Below are 19,686 nucleotides of genomic sequence, written 5' to 3' on the forward strand. Positions count from 1 at the left end.
TTTATATAAAATTCAGTTTACCATACGTATACTATCTAAGGTATTAAGTAGAATAAAGGAATATAAAACAGTACTACAGAAAGGAGTATTTCCTTGGTATATAATGATCCAATTAAAAATAGAGTGAAACGGATGGAAGGCCAGCTTAGAGGAATTTTGAAAATGATGGAAGAAAATAAAGATTGCAAAGAGGTAATTACGCAATTATCGGCTGTGCGTTCAGCAGTAGATCGAACTGTTGGTGTAATTGTAAGCTCAAACTTAGTAGAATGTGTGTTAGAAGCCGATAAAAATATAGAAAAAACAGATGAATTAATAAAAGAAGCTGTTAACTTACTTGTAAAAAGTAGATAAATTTATGTGTTGACATTCTTTTTTACTTTTAGTAATATACCCCTATGGGTAATAAAAAATTGTTCTGGAGGAAAAAACATGACTGTAGATAAAGTATTAGATGCAAAAGGGTTAGCATGTCCTATGCCAATTGTTAAAACAAAAAAAGCAATGAATGAACTGGAATCAGGTCAAGTATTAGAAGTCCACACAACAGATAAAGGTGCTAAAAATGATTTAAGTGCGTGGGCAAAATCAGGCGGGCATGAATTAATCAAGCATGAAGAAGAAAATGAAGTGTTAAAGTTTTGGATTAAAAAAGGTTAATTTTTTTAACTTAAAATACCTATATAGATATTTAATAAAAATTTCCATTTTTAAGGAGGATATTATGACAGAAAAGAAAAAGACAACAATTGTATTATTTAGCGGTGATTATGATAAAGCAATGGCAGCGTATATTATTGCAAACGGTGCGGCTGCATATGATCATGAAGTAACGATTTTTCACACTTTTTGGGGTTTAAACGCTTTACGTAAAGATGAGAATATTACTGTGAAAAAAGGCTTTATGGAAAAAATGTTTGGAAAAATGATGCCAAGAGGCGCAGACAAAATGGGATTATCTAAAATGAATTTCGCTGGTTTTGGTCCTAAAATGATTAAAGATATTATGAAAAAGCATAATGCATTGCCTTTACCACAATTAATTGAAATGGCACAAGAGCAGGATGTTAAGCTAGTAGCATGTACTATGACAATGGACCTATTAGGTTTACAGCAAGAAGAATTGTTAGACAATATTGAGTATGCAGGTGTTGCAGCATATTTAGCTGATGCTGAAGAAGGCAACGTTAATTTATTCATCTAATATCATAGGGGGGGTTCTCCCTTCTTTTATAAGGAGGCTTTACGATGAGAGAAATAACTGCAACTGAAGTAGAAGTATTATTAAATAAGGGTGAGAAATTAGAGATTATTGATGTACGTGAAGTTGAGGAAGTGGCAGCTGGGAAAATTGCGGGAGCTGTAAACATTCCGTTAGGCTTATTAGAATTTCGTATGAATGAATTAGAAAAATCAAAAGAGTATATTATGGTTTGCCGTTCTGGAGCGAGAAGCGGTCGAGCTGTACAATTTCTTGAAAGTCAAGGCTTTAACGTCGTGAACATGACTGGCGGAATGCTGTCATGGCAAGGGAATGTAGAGTAAAAATTTTTATAGGTTAATATACCCTTATAGGTATGGAAATAGGAGGTTTTAAATATGGAAAAGATTAAAGCGAATGTAATGCTGGATGCAAAAGGATTAGCGTGCCCTATGCCGATTGTTAAAACAAAAAAAGCAATGAATACACTTGAAGCAGGGCAAGTGTTAGAGGTGCATGCAACAGATAAAGGCTCAAAAGCTGATTTAAAAGCATGGGCTGAAAGTACAGGACATCAATATTTAGGTACGCTGGAAGAAGGCAATGTACTCATGCATTATTTACGAAAGGCATCTCAAGAAGAAGCTGTTGAAAGAAAGCATCCTCATATAGTAAGTAATGATGAACTAGAAAAAAAATTACAGAATAACGATAATATAGTTGTCCTTGATGTAAGAGAAGAAGCAGAGTATGTATTTAATCATATTCCTAATGCCATTTCAATTCCGTTAGATGAAGTAGAAGCTCGTTTGCATGAACTAAACAAAGAGGATGAAATTTTTGTTGTGTGCCGATCTGGTAATCGCAGTGACTTTGCAGCACAAAAGCTTGCTGAAAAAGGATTTAATAAAGTGGTCAATGTTGTGCCAGGCATGAGTCAGTGGTCTGGAGTAACTGCAAGTATTAATAAATAAATAGGTAGTCAGTAGTATTGGAGTTTTCTTATATTTTTTTAAAATAAAATATACCCTAGGAGGTAATTAGGAATGGCTGTAACTATGATGACTACAAAAGAAGTAACGAAAAAAGTGTTTGATAAAGAGCCATTATTTATTTTAGATGTACGGAATGAAAGTGACTTTCAAGATTGGAAAATCGAAGGAGCAAACTTTAAGTATTTAAATGTGCCGTATTTTGAATTGCTTGACGGTGTAGAAGATATCCTTGATACAATTCCTGCGGATCAAGAAGTATTAGTAGTTTGTGCGAAAGAAGGCTCCTCTATTATGGTGGCGGAAATGCTTGCGGAAGCAGGCGTAACGGTATCCTACTTGCAAGGAGGAATGAAAGCGTGGAGTGAACATTTAGAGCCTGTTAAGGTAGGCGACCTAAAAAATGGCGGAGAAATGTATCAGTTTGTTCGCGTAGGTAAAGGCTGTCTATCTTATATGGTTATTTCAAATGGCGAGGCTGCTATCATTGATTCAACTCGAATGACTGACGTATATCTTGAGTTTGCTAAAGCAAAAGGTGCAACGATTACTCACGTATTTGATACGCATCTGCATGCCGATCACATTTCAGGAGGCCGAGTCATTGCGGAAAAAACAAACGCAACATACTGGCTGCCGCCAAAAGATGCGACAGAGGTAGTATTTGAATATCAGCCATTAAATGATGGAAATGAAGTAGCGATAGGAAATACAGCTATCAATATTCACGCACTATATTCACCAGGCCATACTATCGGATCTACATCCTTTGTTGTCGATGAACAGTTCTTATTGTCAGGAGATATTTTATTCATCGATTCTATCGGTCGACCTGATTTAGCTGGTTTGGCAGAGGATTGGGTAGATGATTTAAGAGTAAGCTTATATACACGTTACAAAGAGCTATCTCATGATCTTATCGTTCTTCCGGCACATTTTATGATCATTGAGGAATTGAACGAGGATGGAAGTGTATCTGAAAAATTAGGAACGTTATATGCAAACAATCATGGCTTAAATATTGCAGACGAAAATGAATTTAGAAAATTAGTAACGGAAAATTTACCGCCGCAACCAAATGCGTATCAAGAGATTCGCCAAACGAATATGGGTAAAATCAACCCCGATGAAGAAAAGCAACGTGAAATGGAAATTGGACCAAATCGCTGTGCAGTTCGTTAAGGTAATGTAACTCTTCTTTTATATAAATTGCTAACCGCTAAACACACTTGATGGATATAGCCTTTTATCAGTAAAGCAAGCTTAGCTGATAGAAGGCTCATTTTAGAGGAGGTTCAAAATGGAAGCAGCAAAAGTATTAGATGCAAAAGGGCTGGCATGTCCAATGCCGATTGTCCAAACAAAAAAGGCAATTACAACTTTGGAAGTGGGTCAAATTTTAGAAGTTCATACAACTGATAAAGGTGCAAAAAGTGATTTGACTGCTTGGACGAAATCAGGCGGACATGAAATGGTGAACTACGAAGAAAGTAATGGTGTGTTTACATTTTGGATTAAAAAAGGTTGAGATAAAAAAGGAACTGGTATAGGTTCCTTTTTATAAAGGGGGAGTTTTTATGGAAATAGGATTTATTATTACTATCTTCTTAATTGGATTTGTTGGTTCTTATATATCTGGTATGCTGGGCATTGGCGGTTCGATTATAAAATATCCAATGCTATTATACATTCCGCCTTTATTTGGTCTAGCGGCATTCAGTGCGCATGAAGTTTCTGGAATAAGTGCAGTTCAAGTGTTTTTTGCGACCATTGGCGGTGTTTGGGCCTATCGTAAAGGCGGCTATTTAAACAAATCATTAATTGCCTATATGGGAATAAGCATTTTAATTGGAAGCTTTATAGGCGGATATGGCTCCAAATTAATGAGTGAAAATGGTATTAATGTAATCTATGGTATTTTAGCATTGATTGCGGCAGTTATGATGTTCATTCCTAAAAAAGGGATCGACGATATTCCTCTTGATCAGGTGAAATTCAATAAATGGGTTGCGGCATTGCTTGCTTTAATTATTGGAGTAGGAGCAGGAATCGTAGGTGCAGCAGGAGCATTTTTATTAGTACCCATTATGCTAGTAGTATTAAAAATTCCTACACGAATGACAATAGCTTCTTCGTTAGCAATCACCTTTATCTCATCTATCGGAGCAACTATCGGAAAAATCACAACTGGGCAAGTAGATTACGGTCCTGCTTTAATTATGGTAGTGGCAAGCTTGATTGCTTCACCGCTGGGAGCTATGGCTGGTAAAAAGGTGAATACAAAAGTGTTGCAAGTGATTTTGGCTGTACTAATAGGGGCAACGGCAATCAAGATTTGGATGGGTATTTTATAAAAGTTCATTATAGAGTGAGAAATATTTGAGTCAAGTGAATGAGTATATCAATATTTTATATGATGCAGGGATAAATCGAAATGAGTATTCTCATTTCGATTTTTTTATATTGAGAATACGTGTCAAATCAGATTGATTGCAATAGAATCAATAGCATGGAGGAAATGGACGATATCCTTTGGGGGGATTTTGCATGCTGTAGATGGTACAGGGTGATAGCATCCAGTATATTGGATGTTATTTTTTTGCTTACCGTTCGGATATGAAGGGTAAGGGGATAATAAAATGACAGCAGCAAATACTCATAGAACTTGCTTTGTGTTATTATGGAAAGTAGATAACAAAAATATCCTATAATGGATATGATTTATATTTGATAAAAATATCTAGCAGATCGAAAACGAAAAGAAGAAAAGGAGATACGATGACAAAGAAAGCAATTGAAGCAGGATGGAACTTTGATAATAGCTATGCGCGTCTGCCCCAATCTTTTTTTGCCACCCTCAACCCACAGCCGGTATGTTCACCTAAACTGGGTATTATCAATGATAAGCTAGCATTTTCTTTAGGGTTGGACATTGAGGCGCTGCGAAGCGAAGCGGGTGTAGCTGTGCTTGCAGGCAATAAGATTCCCAAAGGCGCTTTGCCTCTTGCTCAAGCATATGCGGGGCATCAATTTGGGCATTTTACGATGCTAGGAGACGGACGTGCTGTGCTCATTGGTGAACAGATAACGCCGTTAGATGAACGGTTTGATATTCAGCTTAAAGGTTCAGGTCGAACGCCATATTCCCGACGGGGTGATGGCCGAGCGGCACTAGGACCGATGCTACGTGAATATATCATCAGCGAAGCGATGCATGCGCTGGGTATTCCTACTACTCGCAGTCTTGCAGTTGTGACTACTGGTGAAACAATCATCCGTGAAACTACACTACCTGGAGCGATTTTGACGCGTGTAGCTGCCAGCCATATACGTGTCGGCACTTTTCAATACGTTGCAAATTGGGGAACAGTTGAGGAGCTGCAGATGTTAGCTGACTATACACTAAAGCGTCATTTCCCAAATGTGGCAGCTGATGAAAATGGCTATCTTTCTCTGCTTAAGGAAGTGCTCAAGCGTCAAGCTGTGCTGATTGCCAAATGGCAGCAGGTTGGTTTTATCCACGGAGTAATGAACACGGACAATATGACCATTTGCGGAGAAACCATCGATTATGGTCCGTGCGCTTTTATGGATCACTATGACCCCGCAACGGTATTCAGTTCTATTGATACGCAAGGGCGCTACTCGTATGGAAATCAGCCGTATATTGCCGGATGGAATCTTGCAAGGTTTGCTGAATCATTATTGCCGTTGCTTCACGAAGATGAAGAGCAGGCTATCAAATTGGCACAGGATGAGATTTCAAATTTTATTACCTTGTATCAGAGCGAATGGCTTGCAGGAATGAGAGCCAAGCTAGGGTTATTTAATAGTGAGGAGCAGGACAAAGTTCTTATTGAAGATCTTCTCAATATGATGCAGAAGCATCGTGCGGATTATACTAATACCTTCCGTGCACTAACGCTTGATACAACAGAGGATACGGTCTTGTTTAGGACATCGGAATTTGTGAACTGGCACGAGCAGTGGCAGGAGAGACTAGGCAGACAGCAGGAAACAAAAGCGTCTTCACATCAATTGATGCGGAAGCACAACCCAGCGGTAATCCCGCGTAATCATCGAGTAGAAGCTGCACTGGAAGCAGCAGTGAATCAAGAGGACTACAGCGTAATGGAACAGCTGCTTCAAGTTCTTTCAGATCCATATGCTCACTCCCCTGAACAGAATGATTACTGCACATTGCCTGCACTGTCCAATCATCCATACCAAACCTTTTGCGGAACTTAATCTAAAAGGAAGCCTTTTAATTAGACAAATCATGTTTAAAGTATGATAAACATGCAGTGGAATAAATATAAGAAGAAATGTTTTATGGATATTACACTGTCTAGCCATTCCAAATTATTTTATCAATAAAGAAGCAGTCAATCGTGGCTGCTTCTTTATGTGTTTCTTATTAATTTTTAAAATTATTAAAATTTTCAGAAAAAATAATTTATTATCAATCGTGAATTTTATATAATAGTTACTATATTCATCGGAGTGAGATGGATTTCATAAAAAAATAAGGCAGGTTAAAGTGATGGAAAAAGTACAAGAAAGAATTAAAATTGAAGATATTTTAGTGGCACATTCTCTTTTAAAGGATGTTGTTATTAAAACTCCTTTGCAGCGTGATCCTATCTTATCTGAAAAATATGAATGCAATGTATATATAAAACGCGAGGATTTACAGAATGTGCGCTCATTTAAAATTAGGGGAGCTTTTAACTCCATTAGTGCACTGCCTGAAGAACAGTTGAAAAATGGGGTAGTATGTGCAAGTGCAGGAAATCACGCGCAAGGGGTAGCTTATACTTGTAACAGGCTGCAAATAAAGGGAACCATTTTTATGCCGAGTACTACACCGAGTCAAAAGGTTTCACAAGTGAGATTTTTTGGCGGTGATGCGATTGAAGTGGTGTTAACGGGAGACACATTTGATGACTCGTTTGCAGAAGCTGTCAGCTACTGTGGTAAACATAATATGACATTTATCCATCCTTTTGATGATCGAAATGTTATTGCTGGTCAGGGAACCGTTGGAGTGGAAATTTTAAATGACATTGAACGCCAGATAGATTATTTATTTATGGGAATTGGCGGCGGAGGATTAGCCTCGGGAGTGGGAACATACATAAAAGGGATTAGTCCATTGACACAAGTAGTGGGAGTTGAACCAGCAGGAGCTGCTTCGATGCAGGCAGCATTGCAAAAGGGAGAAGTTGTCACATTGTCAAGTATTGAAAAGTTTGTGGACGGAGCTGCTGTGCAGCAGGTAGGTAAGCTTACATTTGAGATTTGCAAGGAGATATTGGATGACATCGTTCTTGTACCAGAGGGAAAGGTATGTTCTTCTATTTTAGAGCTTTATAATAAAAATGCCATTGTTGCGGAGCCAGCTGGTGCGTTATCCATTGCAGCTCTAGATTATTACAAAGAGAAAATTAAAGGGAAAACAGTCGTATGCATTATTAGCGGAGGTAATAATGATATTGACCGTATGCAAGAAACGAAGGAACGTTCTTTAATATTTGAAGGGTTAAAGCACTACTTTATTATTAATTTTCCTCAGCGTTCTGGTGCCCTGCGTGAATTTTTAGATAAAGTGCTCGGTCCGACCGATGATATTACACGCTTTGAGTACACAAAAAAGAATAATAAGGAAAACGGTCCTGCGTTAGTAGGAATTGAACTGAAATGCACAGAGGATTACAGACCTCTTATTGCACGTTTACAAGAACATGGTGTGCAATATATGGAAATTAATCATAATCCCACATTGTTCAATTTGTTGATTTAAAAAGCTTGCGGCGTCTGCTGCAAGCTTTTACAGTAAATAACGTAAAAAAATATAGATATGTGAAAGGACTAAGGAAAGAATCATTAATGGAAAGCCGATTTTTAAAAAATCAATGTAGCTGAAACCATGACCTTCACGGCTTGCAAGACCGGCTACAACAACATTTGCCGAAGCACCGATTAATGTTCCGTTTCCTCCTAAACAGGCGCCGAGTGCTAGCGACCACCATAATACTTCAACTTGTGGTGCATCAGGGCTAAATCCCATTCCTGCTACCATGTCGTTAATAAGCGGAATCATTGTAGCAACAAATGGAATATTATCAATAGTGGCCGACGCAAGACCGGATACCCATAAAATTAAAAGAGACGTATAGTTAATATTACCACCGGTGATAGCGAGTGCTTTTTGGGCAAGCATCTTCACTAATCCAATGTCAACTAATGCTCCGACAAGGATGAATAAACCAGCAAAGAAGAAGATTGTGACCCACTCAACATTTGCAAAAATCTCTTCAATATGATGTTCTTTTACAGCAATGAGCATTAACACTGTTGCCCCTGTAATTGCGATAAGAGCAGCGTCCAAATGAATGACAGATTGAAGCATAAATCCCAATATCGTTAAGCCGAGAATAGTAAGGGATTTAAGCATTAACACTCTGTCGTGTATGTATTCTTTTTCGTTCAATTTCATTAATTTATCAATTTGCTCTTGATCTGTGATCAAATGTTTACGGTAAATAAAATATATAATAGAAACAACTACTATAATAATGACGATGACAATGGGAGCTAAATTGAACAAAAATGCGTTAAAATCTAAATGCTTGTTAGATGTACCAATCATAATGTTTGGTGGATCACCAATAAGTGTTGCTGTGCCACCTATGTTCGCAAATAGGATTTCTGAAATTAAATAGGGGATAGGGTTAACTTGCAGCATACGTGTGACGGACAAGGTAACAGGAACAATTAAAAGTACAGTAGTGACATTGTCTAAAAAAGCGGATCCAGCAGCAGTTAATAACGATAAGACGGCTAAAATAACAATCGGTCTTCCTTTCGCAATTTTAGCTGATTTAATAGCCGTATACTCAAATACTCCTGATTTACTGGTGATATTCACAAGAATCATCATCCCAATCAAGAGAGTAACCGTTTCCCATTCAATATGTATTTTCAATGCTGTTTCTAAGTCAACTACTCCAATAATGACCATAAGAGCAGCTCCCAGCAAAGCAATGACGGCACGATTAATTTTTTCTGAAATAATGATTGCATAAGCAAGTAAAAATACAGCGATGGCTGTGTAGTATTTCCAATTTGTGATTTCATGAACAGCATGTTCCAACTTAACTCATCCCCTAGCTATGATATGGTCGAGATTAACTAGTATTTACCATATTGTAACAAATTACAGCAGAGAAGAAAAACAAGCTACATGAAGCATAAATACTATATAGCTCGAAAGTTAGCGTAAAACTATAGAAATTTGCTAATTCTAAATCGAACTGTTTGCATAAATTAGTACACATACACTAAGATAAAATCAGGATATTTAAGGAGGGCATACAAGTTGAAGCCGATTAACCCGGAAGCAGTTCAAAGAGAGCTTGAGCAATTAGTGAATCAGCAATTATATCTTCATCTTGAAACAACCAATGGAGCCTATGCTTCTCATTTTGATGCGAAAGCAATGACGGTAGGCGCATTTATCCGAAACGCTCAGATTGAAATGGAGCGCGGGACTATTGCAGGAAACGGACCATATCGTGTCGGATTAAAAATGCAATTAGGATGGGTATATGCAGAAGGTTTAACACATTGGGAAGTAGATGAAAAAGGCCGTCTATTAATGGCAGGCCATGATGGACAAGGAAGGCTGGCTGTTGCACTGCAATTAAGTAAAATACCTTTTTAGGAGAGGAGAAACAAAAATGGAACGTCATGTATTAGTGGTTTTGCCGCATCCAGACGATGAATCATTTGGAGCTGCGGGATTAATTGCCTTGCATACGAAAGCAGGAGTTCCTGTTACATACGCATGTGGCACACTCGGACAAATGGGACGAAATATGGGGAAAAACGTATTTGCCAATCGTGAAACAATGCCTCTTATTCGAAAAAAGGAATTAGAAGATGCTTGTCAGGTATTGGGAATTGAAGATTTGCGGTTTTTAGGACTGCACGATAAAACACTTGAGTTTGAAGATCCAGAAGTAATCGCGGACTCTATTGAAATCATTATTAAAGAAGTAAACCCTTCTCTAGTGGTTACGCATTATCCAGGACATGGCGTGCATCCTGATCATGATGCATGCGGCTATGCCACCATTCTTGCAGTATCACGCATTCCACAAGAAGAACGTCCAACAGTGTATTGTATGGCAATATCAAAAAATCGCATTGAAGCGCTAGGAGAGCCAGACGTTGCCATTGATATAACGTCTGTGTCTGATATGAAAATGGCTGCAATTAAAGCTCATCGGTCTCAAACAGAAGCAATGATGGAAAGTATGGAACACAAAATCAAACAGCAAGATCCAGACACCTTAAAGTGGATTCAAAGAGAAGTGTTCTGGACGTATAAATTTGAGTAGACAGAAGGAATGATCCTTCTGTTTTTTTATTTAGATAAAAATAATACCAATGTAAGTAGAAGAACATTCGAACTGAAAAATCCCCTCCAAGTTATAGTGTAACACCCACTTATGAAAAGGGGGATTTTTTCACTGTGTACTAAGAGGGGAGAATATCACCAATCGTGTTTTTTGAGTAGAGAAAGAATCTCCTGGTTATAAAAGCGCCTTACCCAATATTTCGATTCCATCCCTGCTGGTCTTCAATAATTAAATCAGCAGTCAGCTGTCCTGATAAAGTGACCATTGGCACGCCGCCGCCAGGATGAGTTGAACCTCCAACAAAGTATAGATTTTCTAGAGCCTTGCTGCGGCTAGGTACTTTAAAGCCGCCGTTCACCTTTCTATCTGTGGCTACACCATAGATGGAGCCGCCGTTGGCACCGTACAATTCGCGCAGATCATCTGGTGTAAAGGTATATTCAAACTCTATATGAGAACGTAAATCAGAAACGCCCATTCGTTCTAGCTTTGTTAATACCACGTCGCGATATTTCTCTGTAAAACCAGACCAACTTTCTCCTTTCTTTAACGGAGGAACATGAGTCAACACAAATAAGTTTTCCTTGTTCTCAGGCGCCTGGGATTTGTCTGATTTTGAAGAAATGCCTATGTATATTGTCGGATCATCGGAAGGAATGCCTTCATTGAAAATTTGATGGAATTCACGCTCGGGATCCTTGGAGAAAAAGAAGTTGTGATGCTCCAGTGTATCATATTTTTTATTTACACCAAGCAATAGAACAAGTCCCGAAACCGTTGGGATATATTTTTCTAAATCTTTAGCAGCCTTGCTTGCCAGCGGATGGTCTTCTAGTAATGTTTCATATGCTGGAATAGCTTCTAAATTGGAAACTATGATCTCTCCATGCACAATGTCACCGTTTTCTAATTCTATCCCGGTTGCACGGGTGCCCTTTGTGATAACTTTTGTAACTTTGCTGTTGGTCTTTACTTCTACTCCGAGCTCATCCAGCACCTTCAGCATTGCTTTTGCAATGTTATACATGCCGCCTTGAACATAATAAATACCAAGACCAAGCTGCACATGAGCTAACTGGGATAAAACTGCGGGAGCATGGTATGGTGAAGAGCCAATGTACATAATTAAAAAGTTAAACAACTGCTGCAAGTGTTTATCTTTAAAGTACTTTTTCGTTGCCTGATCCATCGATTTCATCGGATCCATTGCTAGTAACTCTTTTAAATTGTGCATAGAGCGCAGTTCTGACAGCCCGGAAAGACTGCGTTTATAGAAGCTCTTCATATTAAGATCATATAATTTGGATGCATAACTCATATAATCAAAGAATCGTTCTGCATCCGTTGGGGAGATAGTTTTTAGCTGCTCGAGCATGGATGGCAAATCGCCTAGTAAGTCAATAACAGTACCATCCTCAAAGAATGTGCGCCACTGCGGCTCTATTCGTTCTATTTGTATATAATCATGAATATTGCGTCCAACGCTTTCAAATAATTGCTCAAGTACCCATGGCATAGATAAAATAGAAGGTCCTGTATCAAATGTATAGCCTTTACCGCTACGAATATTCAGCTTTCCACCTGCTCGTTCATTTTTTTCAAGAATAGTAACCTCATGTCCTTGTCCAGCCAATTTTATAGCTGCGGATAATCCACCTAATCCGCCTCCGATAATTACAACTTTTTGTTTCAATTTTATAAATCCTCCTTATGAATCATAGTAAGCTTGACTACAATAGTAAAAATCATATCTACCCATTGTTTCGCCACATTTTTAGAGATTTATACTTTATAAGGAAAAGGAGGAGATAAATATGGTTTTAACCCTTCTATTATCAATTTTTATGGGGATCGTATTATTTTGGAAAATACCTTTCTGCAAAAGCCTCGCAATAAATAGTAAACTCCCTCAATTATCAGTCATCATTCCTGCTCGAAATGAGGAAGTGAATCTGCAAGTGCTGCTTCCTTCGTTGCTTGCACAGAAAATGAGTATTCATGAAATCATTGTCGTGGATGATCATTCTGATGATAGAACAAAATGGATAGCAGAGAAAGCAGGAGTGAAAGTTCTATCTCTGTCATCGTTGCCTGATGGGTGGATGGGGAAAGGATGGGGCTGCTGGAAGGGAGCAGAAGAGGCCACAGGAAATATATTATTATTTTTAGATGCGGATACGATTATGGAACAGGGGGGGATCACTAGATTGCTGGAATATTATAGAAAAGAGGGAGGAATTTTGTCACTCCATCCATATCATAGGATGAAGCGCCCTTATGAATTTTTGTCGTCTATGTTCCATATGGTTATTATGGCATCTATAGGAGCTTTTCATATGTTCAGAAGCAAAACTAATTCAGCAGGTGCATTTGGCCAATGTTTAGTTTGTGATAGAGAAGAATATTTTAAATTCGATGGTCATAGCGCTGTGAAAGGAGAGCTGTTAGAGCATATGGCTTTCGGGCAGCATGTGATTGAGCAAGGAGGAAAAGTATCTTGTATCAGCGGTAAGAACGTTATCTCTATGAGGATGTATCCTAATGGACTGGTTTCGTTGATATATGGATGGACAAAAAGCTTTGCGAAAGGAGCTTCTGCTACGAAGCTTATTTATTTGTTTCCTATCATTATATGGATCAATGGGCTAGTAACAGTAAGCCTGCAGTTCGTTCTTATTAAGGAACCTGTTCATCTAGAAGTTATTGTTTTCTTTTATGGATTGTTTTTGCTGCAATGGTATTGGATTTTATCACGAATAGGCAATTTTGGATGGATATCTGCTCTCTTGTTTCCTATTCATGTGATGTTCTTTGTTTTAGTCTTTTTTAGCTCATTTTTGAAAATATTCATCTTAAGAAGTGTTTCTTGGAAAGGAAGAACTATACAAATTAAAAAGGAGTAGAGAGTGTTGATTCTTTTATCGCCTGTATGGACTATTGTATTAAATGTGTTTGCTTGGCTCAGTATTCATTTTGGAATCTCTTACGCATGTGTAAGGATGAGTAATAGTTTGTTTAAGGAAGATACTTGGTTATTTAAAGAGAGAAGCTGGGAACAAGACGGAAAGATTTATGAAAAAATACAAATTAAGAAATGGAAGCGCCTGGCGCCAGACGGTGGCGCTTTTTTTAGAAGAGGGTTTCGTAAAAAAAAGCTTTTAGAAACCAATATCTTATATTTACACCAATTTGTATTAGAAACAAGGAGAGGTGAGCTTGCCCATTGGCTTTCCATTATTCCTGCTTGTTTGTTTTTTATGTGGAATAGCCCTTCAGCAGGGGTGATTATGTTTGCTTATGCCATTTTGTTTAATGTTCCTTTTATTCTGATTCAACGTTATAATCGTGTTCGTTTGATGAGAGTTGTGAACCGAAAAAATCTGAAAAATGAGATGGTACAATTAGTATCAATGAAATAGAAATATTGGTAAAAAATTCAAATAAATGCATTTTTATGAAAAAAATTAAATATTTTAAAATTATAAAATATTTTAAAATAAAAATTTTCAAAAGTAGTAAAAAATATAAAATTATCCTCTGATTTTTGAATTTTGCTCTAGGAGAAAATTCAAAAATTGCCCTGTTTATTTTACCTTTTACGTAATTGAATTATTGTCACCACTGGTAGATAATGCTATTGAGGAGGCAAAAATATGAAAATTTTGGAAGAAAACCAATTGAAAACACAAGCAGAAAATGAATGGGGGATACATATGGAAAGTATGGAAACTGCACGCGCAAAACATATTATTCGATTATTATTAGGAGGACTTGATCCGCATACAGGAAAAGTATTCAGCCCTCCAGAGCCTTATAAGCATCCCGATACGGTACGCGCTTTAATGCGAGCAGAAGAAGGATTAGACCGTTTAATCCGAAGCGAAAAACGAGCAATTGTTCGGCCGAACAACTCTGGGAAAGAATGGACAAAAGAAGAAGATGAAGAGATTATCACAAAATATAAATCTGGAAAAACAATTGAAGAAATAGCGAGACTCCACGAAAGATCCGTACGAGCAATAGAAATCCGTTTGAATCGATACGGAACATATGTATTTGAGTAATAACTGCTAATCTGTATATAATACAATTTATCCTAGTTATAATGTAGGATATTCCAAATCAGTCTTTATCTAAAAAAGGTCGTCCAGCTAGGATGACCTTTTAATCGTATTGTATATATAGTATGAGGCAAAATCTTGTGAATTTTTTAACAGCTTAAGATATTGATTTAAAAAGCTTTTCTTTATAAAAATCTAATAACAGCTGTGTAGTTGGGTCACTTGCTTTGAAATCCTTAAACGTTTCATTAAAGAGCTTGGCCAATAATTGCTTTTTTGCATTTAGAGAGGGTTGCTTTGCTTGTCCATCAATTGGGGAAATAAAATTCGCCAAAGCTCTCAAAAATAATGCTATAAAGCTCATTATAACTGGGTTAAGAAGAAGATCCGCCGCAGCATGTATAAAAGAAGTAAGCAATTGTGCATTGCTCCTAATGCTTGAGAAAAGCTTAAATAAGATATTTACCTTATCAACATTCTTATCACTATTAATAAAAGCTTCTGCCATATCTACAACCTTGTTAATTGATAGACATGAAGTGAAGAAGGCATTAAGAATTGTATCGTATCTCCCTGTTAGTTTTAGACTACCTATCACTTCTGATAAAATGCTCTCTGTATTCACTTCTTTTAGTGTAGTGGTAAACAGTTCTACCATTTTTGCAGGGGAAACCTTACTAAGAATTGCAGAGAATGGCATGTGCGCAATTTTAGCAATATCGATATCTGTTAGGAGAGAATTTAAAACTTCTGATACCTTGCTAGCTAGAGCTTCATCTTTAAGAGAAGTAGTTAAAAGTGCTGCAGCTTCCGACAGGTTCGTGTTATGCAAGATGTGGGAAATACTAGCATCATCTTGCAACAGAGTATTTAAGGATTCTGATATAGGTTGGAAATCTTCAAGATTAATTGTAAGCTCACGAACTTTATCAACATCTAAATAATCAGAAAAATCCTGTGCTGCTTGAAGGAATTTTTCATCTTGGAGTATATCAGCCAATAGCTTTTTTAAATCTACATTCATTCGTTGTTTGCTCCTTTCATTGTTTGTAGCAAAAAGGGACAACCTTTTCTAGTAGATATGGTATGTGCATAAAAGTAAATATGCTTAGACAAGAAAGACAATAAACAAAAATGTATATATACCTAGCTATATGAACTAATATTTGAAAGAATAAAGCAGGACGATGAGAATTTCCGTATATGCTGCTGCTTATGCAAACATATTAAATAAAAAGAGGCAATGTATATTTTAAAGAAGGAGGAAGGGAAAGCATTGGAGAAATTTCCTATTATTCATACAAATTTTTGGGATGCTGTTCTGATAACGTTACGTTGTACCCAATTAATAAAACGTATTTTTTCTATCAGTCGTTCTTATGTTCCTACCGTCATTGGATTAGCTATTTCAGTGTTTTACAGTCATCCTCATAATATATGGGCAGGTTTTTCTATGGGAGTGCTGCAATAGGAACATATGCTTCAATAAAAACGTCGACTCAAGCATACAGAAGGAGCTCACATTAATAAAAATACATGTACATAAAATTTTATGACTTATACACCCTAACTGTAGGAGGTGTATGTCCTATGGAAGGAAAGCAACCGGGAAATAAAAATATGCCAGATTTTAAAGAATTAAATGATCGTATTATTGCAGAACCGTCAACTTCGCCTTCGTTAGTGATTAAAACGAATGCTGATCCAGAAAGTGCCGTGGAAGATAATCCGTATGCACAAGGGGTAGACCAAGCAAATTTGGAAAAGCTGAAGGGGTTTTTTGAAGGAAGGGAACATCATTAAGAAAAAACGAGGTGAAATATCCTCGTTTTTTCTTTCGAGAAAAGAAAGTATATAAATTTAAAAAATTGATGTGAACGAAAGAAGGAAGATAAACGTACTATAGGTGATTTTGAAATGAAAGGGGCATCTAAAGGAGAATGGAGCTGGAAGAAGAAATAGAACTTATTGCACAAGCTCAGCGCGGCGATAGCGATGCCTTAGCTAAATTGTTTCATTATCATTATTCCTTTCTTTTTAAATACTGTATAAAAATAACGTTGAATAAAGAGCTGACGGAGGATTTAGTGCAAGATACTTTCCTGAAGGGTATTGTATATATACGAAACTACGATGGAACATCAAAATTTTCTTCATGGTTAATTACGATCGCTTCTCGCTTATATACGGATCAGCTTCGAAAGAAAAAAAGGGAGCGATTCTGGCTGAAAAATCAGCGCGAGCAGCATCGAAGAAAATTAAAGTGGGATGCAGTAAAAGAAGGTCTCGATTGGTCGGATGTGATGGAAGCATTTAGCGAGCTGGAAGAAGAAATAAGAATGCCGGTTTTACTAAAGCATTATTACGGATTCCGTTACGAAGAGATAGCGGAAATGTTAAGCTTGCGTGAAGGAACAGTCAAATCTCGGGTTCATAATGGATTGAAAAAACTAAGAAAGGAGTTAGCAGAAAATGAAAGAGCAAAATGACGCGATTGAAGAGAAACCCTTCCTAGAGATAAAACGGCTCAATCAAGAGTTGGAAAGTATGGAAAAAATTTACAGTAATCATCCCCCAGATATACTGCTTTTCAAACAGCAAATTGAACAGCAAAAACTGCAAATTCGAAAGAAATTTCGAAGGGAGTTGAGTTTATTTTTGCTGACAGCTCTTTTTATAATCTCTATTGTCCTTTCGACATTAGTATATAGTCCTGTACTATTCGCAGCTTTGCAAGCGGTAGGGGTAATTTTGATTCCTGCTTATTTACTGATAGAAAGACGAAAGAGCTTGACGGAAGATGAGGAAATAAAATGATGACACAGACAGAAATCATTATGTTGCTTGCTCCTATCATGATATTGCAAAGCACAGTATTATTTGTGTCTGCAAAAAAAAGAGGGAGAAATGCTTGGTTTTGGGGGATTTGGGGGTTGATTCAATGTCCTATGCCCGCTGTGCTATATTGGTTAATTGTACTCAAGCCATTTAAAAAGAAAAAAAGGGGAGAGAATTAATGGAGAATATTCATTGGCAATTGGTGGCACCTTTAGTAGTTTTGCAGGTTATTTTAACAATAGCAGCTTTAGTAAGCTGTGTAAGACAAGAGCATACAAGAGGTCCAAAATGGATGTGGATTTTAATTATCCTGTTCATGAATACAATTGGACCAATCATCTACTTCATTTTTGGGCGAAAAAGCGAATAGGGTGGAATGATAATGAGTCTTGTAAAAATAGAGAACTTAACGAAAACATATGGAAGCTATAACGCGGTAAATAATATCACATTTACCATATCAGAAGGCCGGTGCATGTCGCTGCTAGGCCCTAACGGAGCAGGAAAAACAACGACATTGCAAATGTTGGCGGGATTGATTCAGCCGAATACAGGGAATATTGTTTTTCCCGGTCTGGAAGGTCAGGATATAAGAAAATTTATCGGATATCTTCCACAATATCCTTCGTTCTATTCATGGATGACTGCCGAGGAATTTTTAACATATATCGGAAGGCTGTCAGGATTAAATAAAGCAACAATCAAACAACGTATTCCGGAGCTGTTAGAAATGGTTGGGCTGGGGAACGTCAATAAAAAAAGAATAGGGGGATTCTCAGGGGGGATGAAGCAGCGCCTTGGATTGGCGCAGGCGCTCATTCATAATCCAAAATTATTGATTTTAGATGAACCAGTATCTGCATTAGATCCAATTGGACGGCGTGATGTATTGGAAATGATGAAAACAATAAAAAAGGAAACAACGATTTTCTTTTCTACTCATGTATTGCATGATGCGGAAGAGATTAGTGATGATATTCTCATAATTCAATCCGGAGAAATTAAAGCAGCAGGGAGCATAGAGGAGATAAAAGCAACATACCAGAAACCAATGCTGTACATTCAAACGAAAGAGCCACTTGGAGATTGGCTTTCTTCTATTCCACATATATATCGCGTGCATCGTCAAAAGGAGAATGAAGCCACTCTAGCTGTTTCAAATATAGAAGAAGCCAAGCTTGCTATTTTAGAAACGATTTTATCTCGCAATCTCTCTTTGCAAAAATTTGAGGAGATGCAAGATTCACTCGAAGATTTATTTATGAAGGTGGTGGGAAAATGAAGCAATGGGGGATTCTGTACAGGAAAGAAATACTAGAACAATGGCGTTCCGCAAAATGGATGTGGCTTCCAATAGTCTTTATTCTTCTTAGTATTTCGCAGCCATTGACAATGTATTATATGCCTCAAATATTAAACATGGCAGGAGATTTGCCAAAGGGAACGATAATCGATATCCCTACTCCTTCAGGTAAAGAAGTAATGGCATCCGTCCTAGGGCAGTATGCAACAGTTGGAATAGCCATCATTGTATTATCTGGTATGAGTTCTATAGCAGGTGAACGGCAAAGCGGAGTTATACATCTTATTTTAGTAAAACCCGTTTCGGCTCTTCAATATATCATCAGTAAGTGGGCAGCTCAAGCTACTCTGATCATTCTATCTTTTTTTATCAGCTTTCTATCCGCATGGTATTATTCGAACGTATTATTCAGTGATGTTTCATTTATGCGCGTGTTTCAAAGCTTTTTAGTGTACAGTGTTTGGCTTATATTTATTATTACAGTAACCATTCTATTTAGCTCTTTTATAAAAAGCAGCGGGGGCATTGCCGCGGTTTCTATTATGTTCGTAGCGGCACTCAGTGTTACTACCAGCTTAGCTGTTAAGTATATGAAATGGAGTCCTGCTTATTTGCAGAATCAAGCAAAGATGCTGCTCACTGAGGGAAAAGGCTTAGATTTTTTTACAGAGAATATATTGCTTTCCATTGGTTTCATTCTTGTACTGCTCGCTATAAGCACTGTATTATTTCGAAAGCAGTAAAAAACTGTCCGCATCGCAAGGACAGTTTTTTATTGTGTATAAAAATTCACAATTTACTGATTTCGTTGATAGAATAGAAATACCGATAATTGGAAAAACATGAGGGCTTATAAAAGAAAGGA

Annotated in this window: 25 protein-coding genes and 1 pseudogene; 23 read left to right on the forward strand and 3 right to left on the reverse strand. The window is 37.4% G+C overall.

The window, feature by feature from the left end:
- The first annotated feature begins 93 nt into the window (after positions 1-93).
- From J7Q84_RS05435 to ilvA, 10 genes are all read left to right on the forward strand, one after another.
- Positions 94-354, forward strand: a complete 261-nt coding sequence (locus tag J7Q84_RS05435) for a metal-sensitive transcriptional regulator (protein ID WP_209093431.1) — start codon at positions 94-96, stop codon at positions 352-354.
- Positions 355-432: 78 nt separating this feature from the next.
- The gene (locus tag J7Q84_RS05440; RefSeq protein ID WP_209093432.1) at positions 433-660 is read left to right on the forward strand and encodes a sulfurtransferase TusA family protein; all 228 of its coding nucleotides are present in this window, start codon (positions 433-435) and stop codon (positions 658-660) included.
- A gap of 64 nt (positions 661-724) precedes the next feature.
- A complete protein-coding gene (locus tag J7Q84_RS05445) occupies positions 725-1,204 on the forward strand; it encodes a DsrE/DsrF/DrsH-like family protein (RefSeq protein ID WP_209093433.1) in 480 nt (159 codons plus the stop codon).
- A gap of 44 nt (positions 1,205-1,248) precedes the next feature.
- Positions 1,249-1,545: a rhodanese-like domain-containing protein gene (locus J7Q84_RS05450; RefSeq protein ID WP_209093434.1), complete on the forward strand. Its 297-nt coding sequence runs from the start codon at positions 1,249-1,251 to the stop codon at positions 1,543-1,545.
- 54 nt (positions 1,546-1,599) lie between these two features.
- Entirely contained in the window at positions 1,600-2,175 is a 576-nt protein-coding gene (locus J7Q84_RS05455; RefSeq protein ID WP_209093435.1) for a sulfurtransferase TusA family protein, read from the forward strand.
- Positions 2,176-2,247: 72 nt separating this feature from the next.
- The gene (locus J7Q84_RS05460) at positions 2,248-3,375 is read left to right on the forward strand and encodes an MBL fold metallo-hydrolase (protein ID WP_209093436.1); all 1,128 of its coding nucleotides are present in this window, start codon (positions 2,248-2,250) and stop codon (positions 3,373-3,375) included.
- Between the two features lie 118 nt (positions 3,376-3,493).
- The gene (locus tag J7Q84_RS05465; protein WP_209093437.1) at positions 3,494-3,721 is read left to right on the forward strand and encodes a sulfurtransferase TusA family protein; all 228 of its coding nucleotides are present in this window, start codon (positions 3,494-3,496) and stop codon (positions 3,719-3,721) included.
- A 49-nt stretch (positions 3,722-3,770) separates the two neighbouring features.
- A complete protein-coding gene (locus tag J7Q84_RS05470; RefSeq protein WP_209093438.1) occupies positions 3,771-4,547 on the forward strand; it encodes a sulfite exporter TauE/SafE family protein in 777 nt (258 codons plus the stop codon).
- 424 nt (positions 4,548-4,971) lie between these two features.
- Positions 4,972-6,441 carry a protein adenylyltransferase SelO gene (locus J7Q84_RS05475; protein WP_209093439.1) on the forward strand — a complete coding sequence of 490 codons (1,470 nt, stop codon included), beginning with the start codon at positions 4,972-4,974 and terminating at the stop codon, positions 6,439-6,441.
- Positions 6,442-6,736: 295 nt separating this feature from the next.
- The gene (ilvA, locus tag J7Q84_RS05480; protein ID WP_247739107.1) at positions 6,737-7,996 is read left to right on the forward strand and encodes a threonine ammonia-lyase IlvA; all 1,260 of its coding nucleotides are present in this window, start codon (positions 6,737-6,739) and stop codon (positions 7,994-7,996) included.
- Between the two features lie 27 nt (positions 7,997-8,023).
- Here ilvA and J7Q84_RS05485 read toward each other — a convergent pair whose 3' ends face one another.
- Positions 8,024-9,349: an ArsB/NhaD family transporter gene (locus tag J7Q84_RS05485; RefSeq protein ID WP_209093441.1), complete on the reverse strand. Its 1,326-nt coding sequence runs from the start codon at positions 9,347-9,349 to the stop codon at positions 8,024-8,026.
- Between the two features lie 225 nt (positions 9,350-9,574).
- Here J7Q84_RS05485 and J7Q84_RS05490 point away from each other — a divergent pair, with 225 nt between their 5' ends.
- On the forward strand, positions 9,575-9,919 hold the full coding sequence (locus J7Q84_RS05490; protein ID WP_209093442.1) for a YojF family protein: 345 nt from the start codon (positions 9,575-9,577) through the stop codon (positions 9,917-9,919).
- Positions 9,920-9,935: 16 nt separating this feature from the next.
- Positions 9,936-10,598 carry a bacillithiol biosynthesis deacetylase BshB2 gene (gene bshB2 / locus J7Q84_RS05495; RefSeq protein WP_209093443.1) on the forward strand — a complete coding sequence of 221 codons (663 nt, stop codon included), beginning with the start codon at positions 9,936-9,938 and terminating at the stop codon, positions 10,596-10,598.
- Between the two features lie 208 nt (positions 10,599-10,806).
- On the opposite strand, the gene J7Q84_RS05500 is transcribed toward bshB2, so the two are convergent.
- Positions 10,807-12,312, reverse strand: a complete 1,506-nt coding sequence (locus tag J7Q84_RS05500; protein WP_209093444.1) for a phytoene desaturase family protein — start codon at positions 12,310-12,312, stop codon at positions 10,807-10,809.
- 121 nt (positions 12,313-12,433) lie between these two features.
- Here J7Q84_RS05500 and J7Q84_RS05505 point away from each other — a divergent pair, with 121 nt between their 5' ends.
- The 3 genes from J7Q84_RS05505 to J7Q84_RS05515 all read left to right on the forward strand — a co-directional run bounded on the left by J7Q84_RS05505 (position 12,434) and on the right by J7Q84_RS05515 (position 14,683).
- Positions 12,434-13,522 carry a glycosyltransferase family 2 protein gene (locus J7Q84_RS05505; RefSeq protein WP_209093445.1) on the forward strand — a complete coding sequence of 363 codons (1,089 nt, stop codon included), beginning with the start codon at positions 12,434-12,436 and terminating at the stop codon, positions 13,520-13,522.
- A gap of 108 nt (positions 13,523-13,630) precedes the next feature.
- A complete protein-coding gene (locus J7Q84_RS05510) occupies positions 13,631-14,038 on the forward strand; it encodes a glycosyl-4,4'-diaponeurosporenoate acyltransferase CrtO family protein (protein WP_247739108.1) in 408 nt (135 codons plus the stop codon).
- A 234-nt stretch (positions 14,039-14,272) separates the two neighbouring features.
- Positions 14,273-14,683, forward strand: a complete 411-nt coding sequence (locus tag J7Q84_RS05515; RefSeq protein WP_209093446.1) for a hypothetical protein — start codon at positions 14,273-14,275, stop codon at positions 14,681-14,683.
- A 154-nt stretch (positions 14,684-14,837) separates the two neighbouring features.
- Here the strand turns inward: J7Q84_RS05515 and J7Q84_RS05520 are convergent, their stop codons facing one another.
- Positions 14,838-15,704 carry a hypothetical protein gene (locus tag J7Q84_RS05520; RefSeq protein WP_209093447.1) on the reverse strand — a complete coding sequence of 289 codons (867 nt, stop codon included), beginning with the start codon at positions 15,702-15,704 and terminating at the stop codon, positions 14,838-14,840.
- A gap of 219 nt (positions 15,705-15,923) precedes the next feature.
- Here J7Q84_RS05520 and J7Q84_RS05525 point away from each other — a divergent pair.
- The 8 genes and pseudogenes from J7Q84_RS05525 (at position 15,924) to J7Q84_RS05560 (ending at position 19,564) form a co-directional block, all read left to right on the forward strand.
- A pseudogene (locus J7Q84_RS05525) lies at positions 15,924-16,207 on the forward strand (hypothetical protein).
- 63 nt (positions 16,208-16,270) lie between these two features.
- Positions 16,271-16,483 carry a hypothetical protein gene (locus J7Q84_RS05530; RefSeq protein ID WP_209093448.1) on the forward strand — a complete coding sequence of 71 codons (213 nt, stop codon included), beginning with the start codon at positions 16,271-16,273 and terminating at the stop codon, positions 16,481-16,483.
- Between the two features lie 137 nt (positions 16,484-16,620).
- Entirely contained in the window at positions 16,621-17,169 is a 549-nt protein-coding gene (gene sigY, locus J7Q84_RS05535) for an RNA polymerase sigma factor SigY (RefSeq protein ID WP_209093449.1), read from the forward strand.
- Positions 17,153-17,497, forward strand: coding sequence for a YxlC family protein (locus tag J7Q84_RS05540; protein ID WP_209093450.1), 345 nt, complete (start codon positions 17,153-17,155; stop codon positions 17,495-17,497). The genes sigY and J7Q84_RS05540 overlap by 17 nt, the downstream gene beginning before the upstream one ends.
- Complete coding sequence (locus tag J7Q84_RS05545; protein WP_348519826.1) at positions 17,494-17,697, forward strand: transcriptional regulator; 204 nt, start codon at positions 17,494-17,496, stop codon at positions 17,695-17,697. Before J7Q84_RS05540 ends, J7Q84_RS05545 begins: the two co-directional genes overlap by 4 nt.
- Complete coding sequence (locus tag J7Q84_RS05550; protein ID WP_209093451.1) at positions 17,697-17,888, forward strand: PLD nuclease N-terminal domain-containing protein; 192 nt, start codon at positions 17,697-17,699, stop codon at positions 17,886-17,888. Before J7Q84_RS05545 ends, J7Q84_RS05550 begins: the two co-directional genes overlap by 1 nt.
- A 12-nt stretch (positions 17,889-17,900) precedes the next feature.
- Entirely contained in the window at positions 17,901-18,800 is a 900-nt protein-coding gene (locus J7Q84_RS05555; RefSeq protein WP_209093452.1) for an ABC transporter ATP-binding protein, read from the forward strand.
- Positions 18,797-19,564, forward strand: coding sequence for an ABC transporter permease (locus J7Q84_RS05560; RefSeq protein WP_209093453.1), 768 nt, complete (start codon positions 18,797-18,799; stop codon positions 19,562-19,564). Before J7Q84_RS05555 ends, J7Q84_RS05560 begins: the two co-directional genes overlap by 4 nt.
- Positions 19,565-19,686: the final 122 nt, after the last annotated feature.

The sequence above is a fragment of the Bacillus sp. 165 genome (assembly GCF_017742235.1).
Taxonomy (GTDB): domain Bacteria; phylum Bacillota; class Bacilli; order Bacillales; family Bacillaceae_G; genus JAGHKQ01.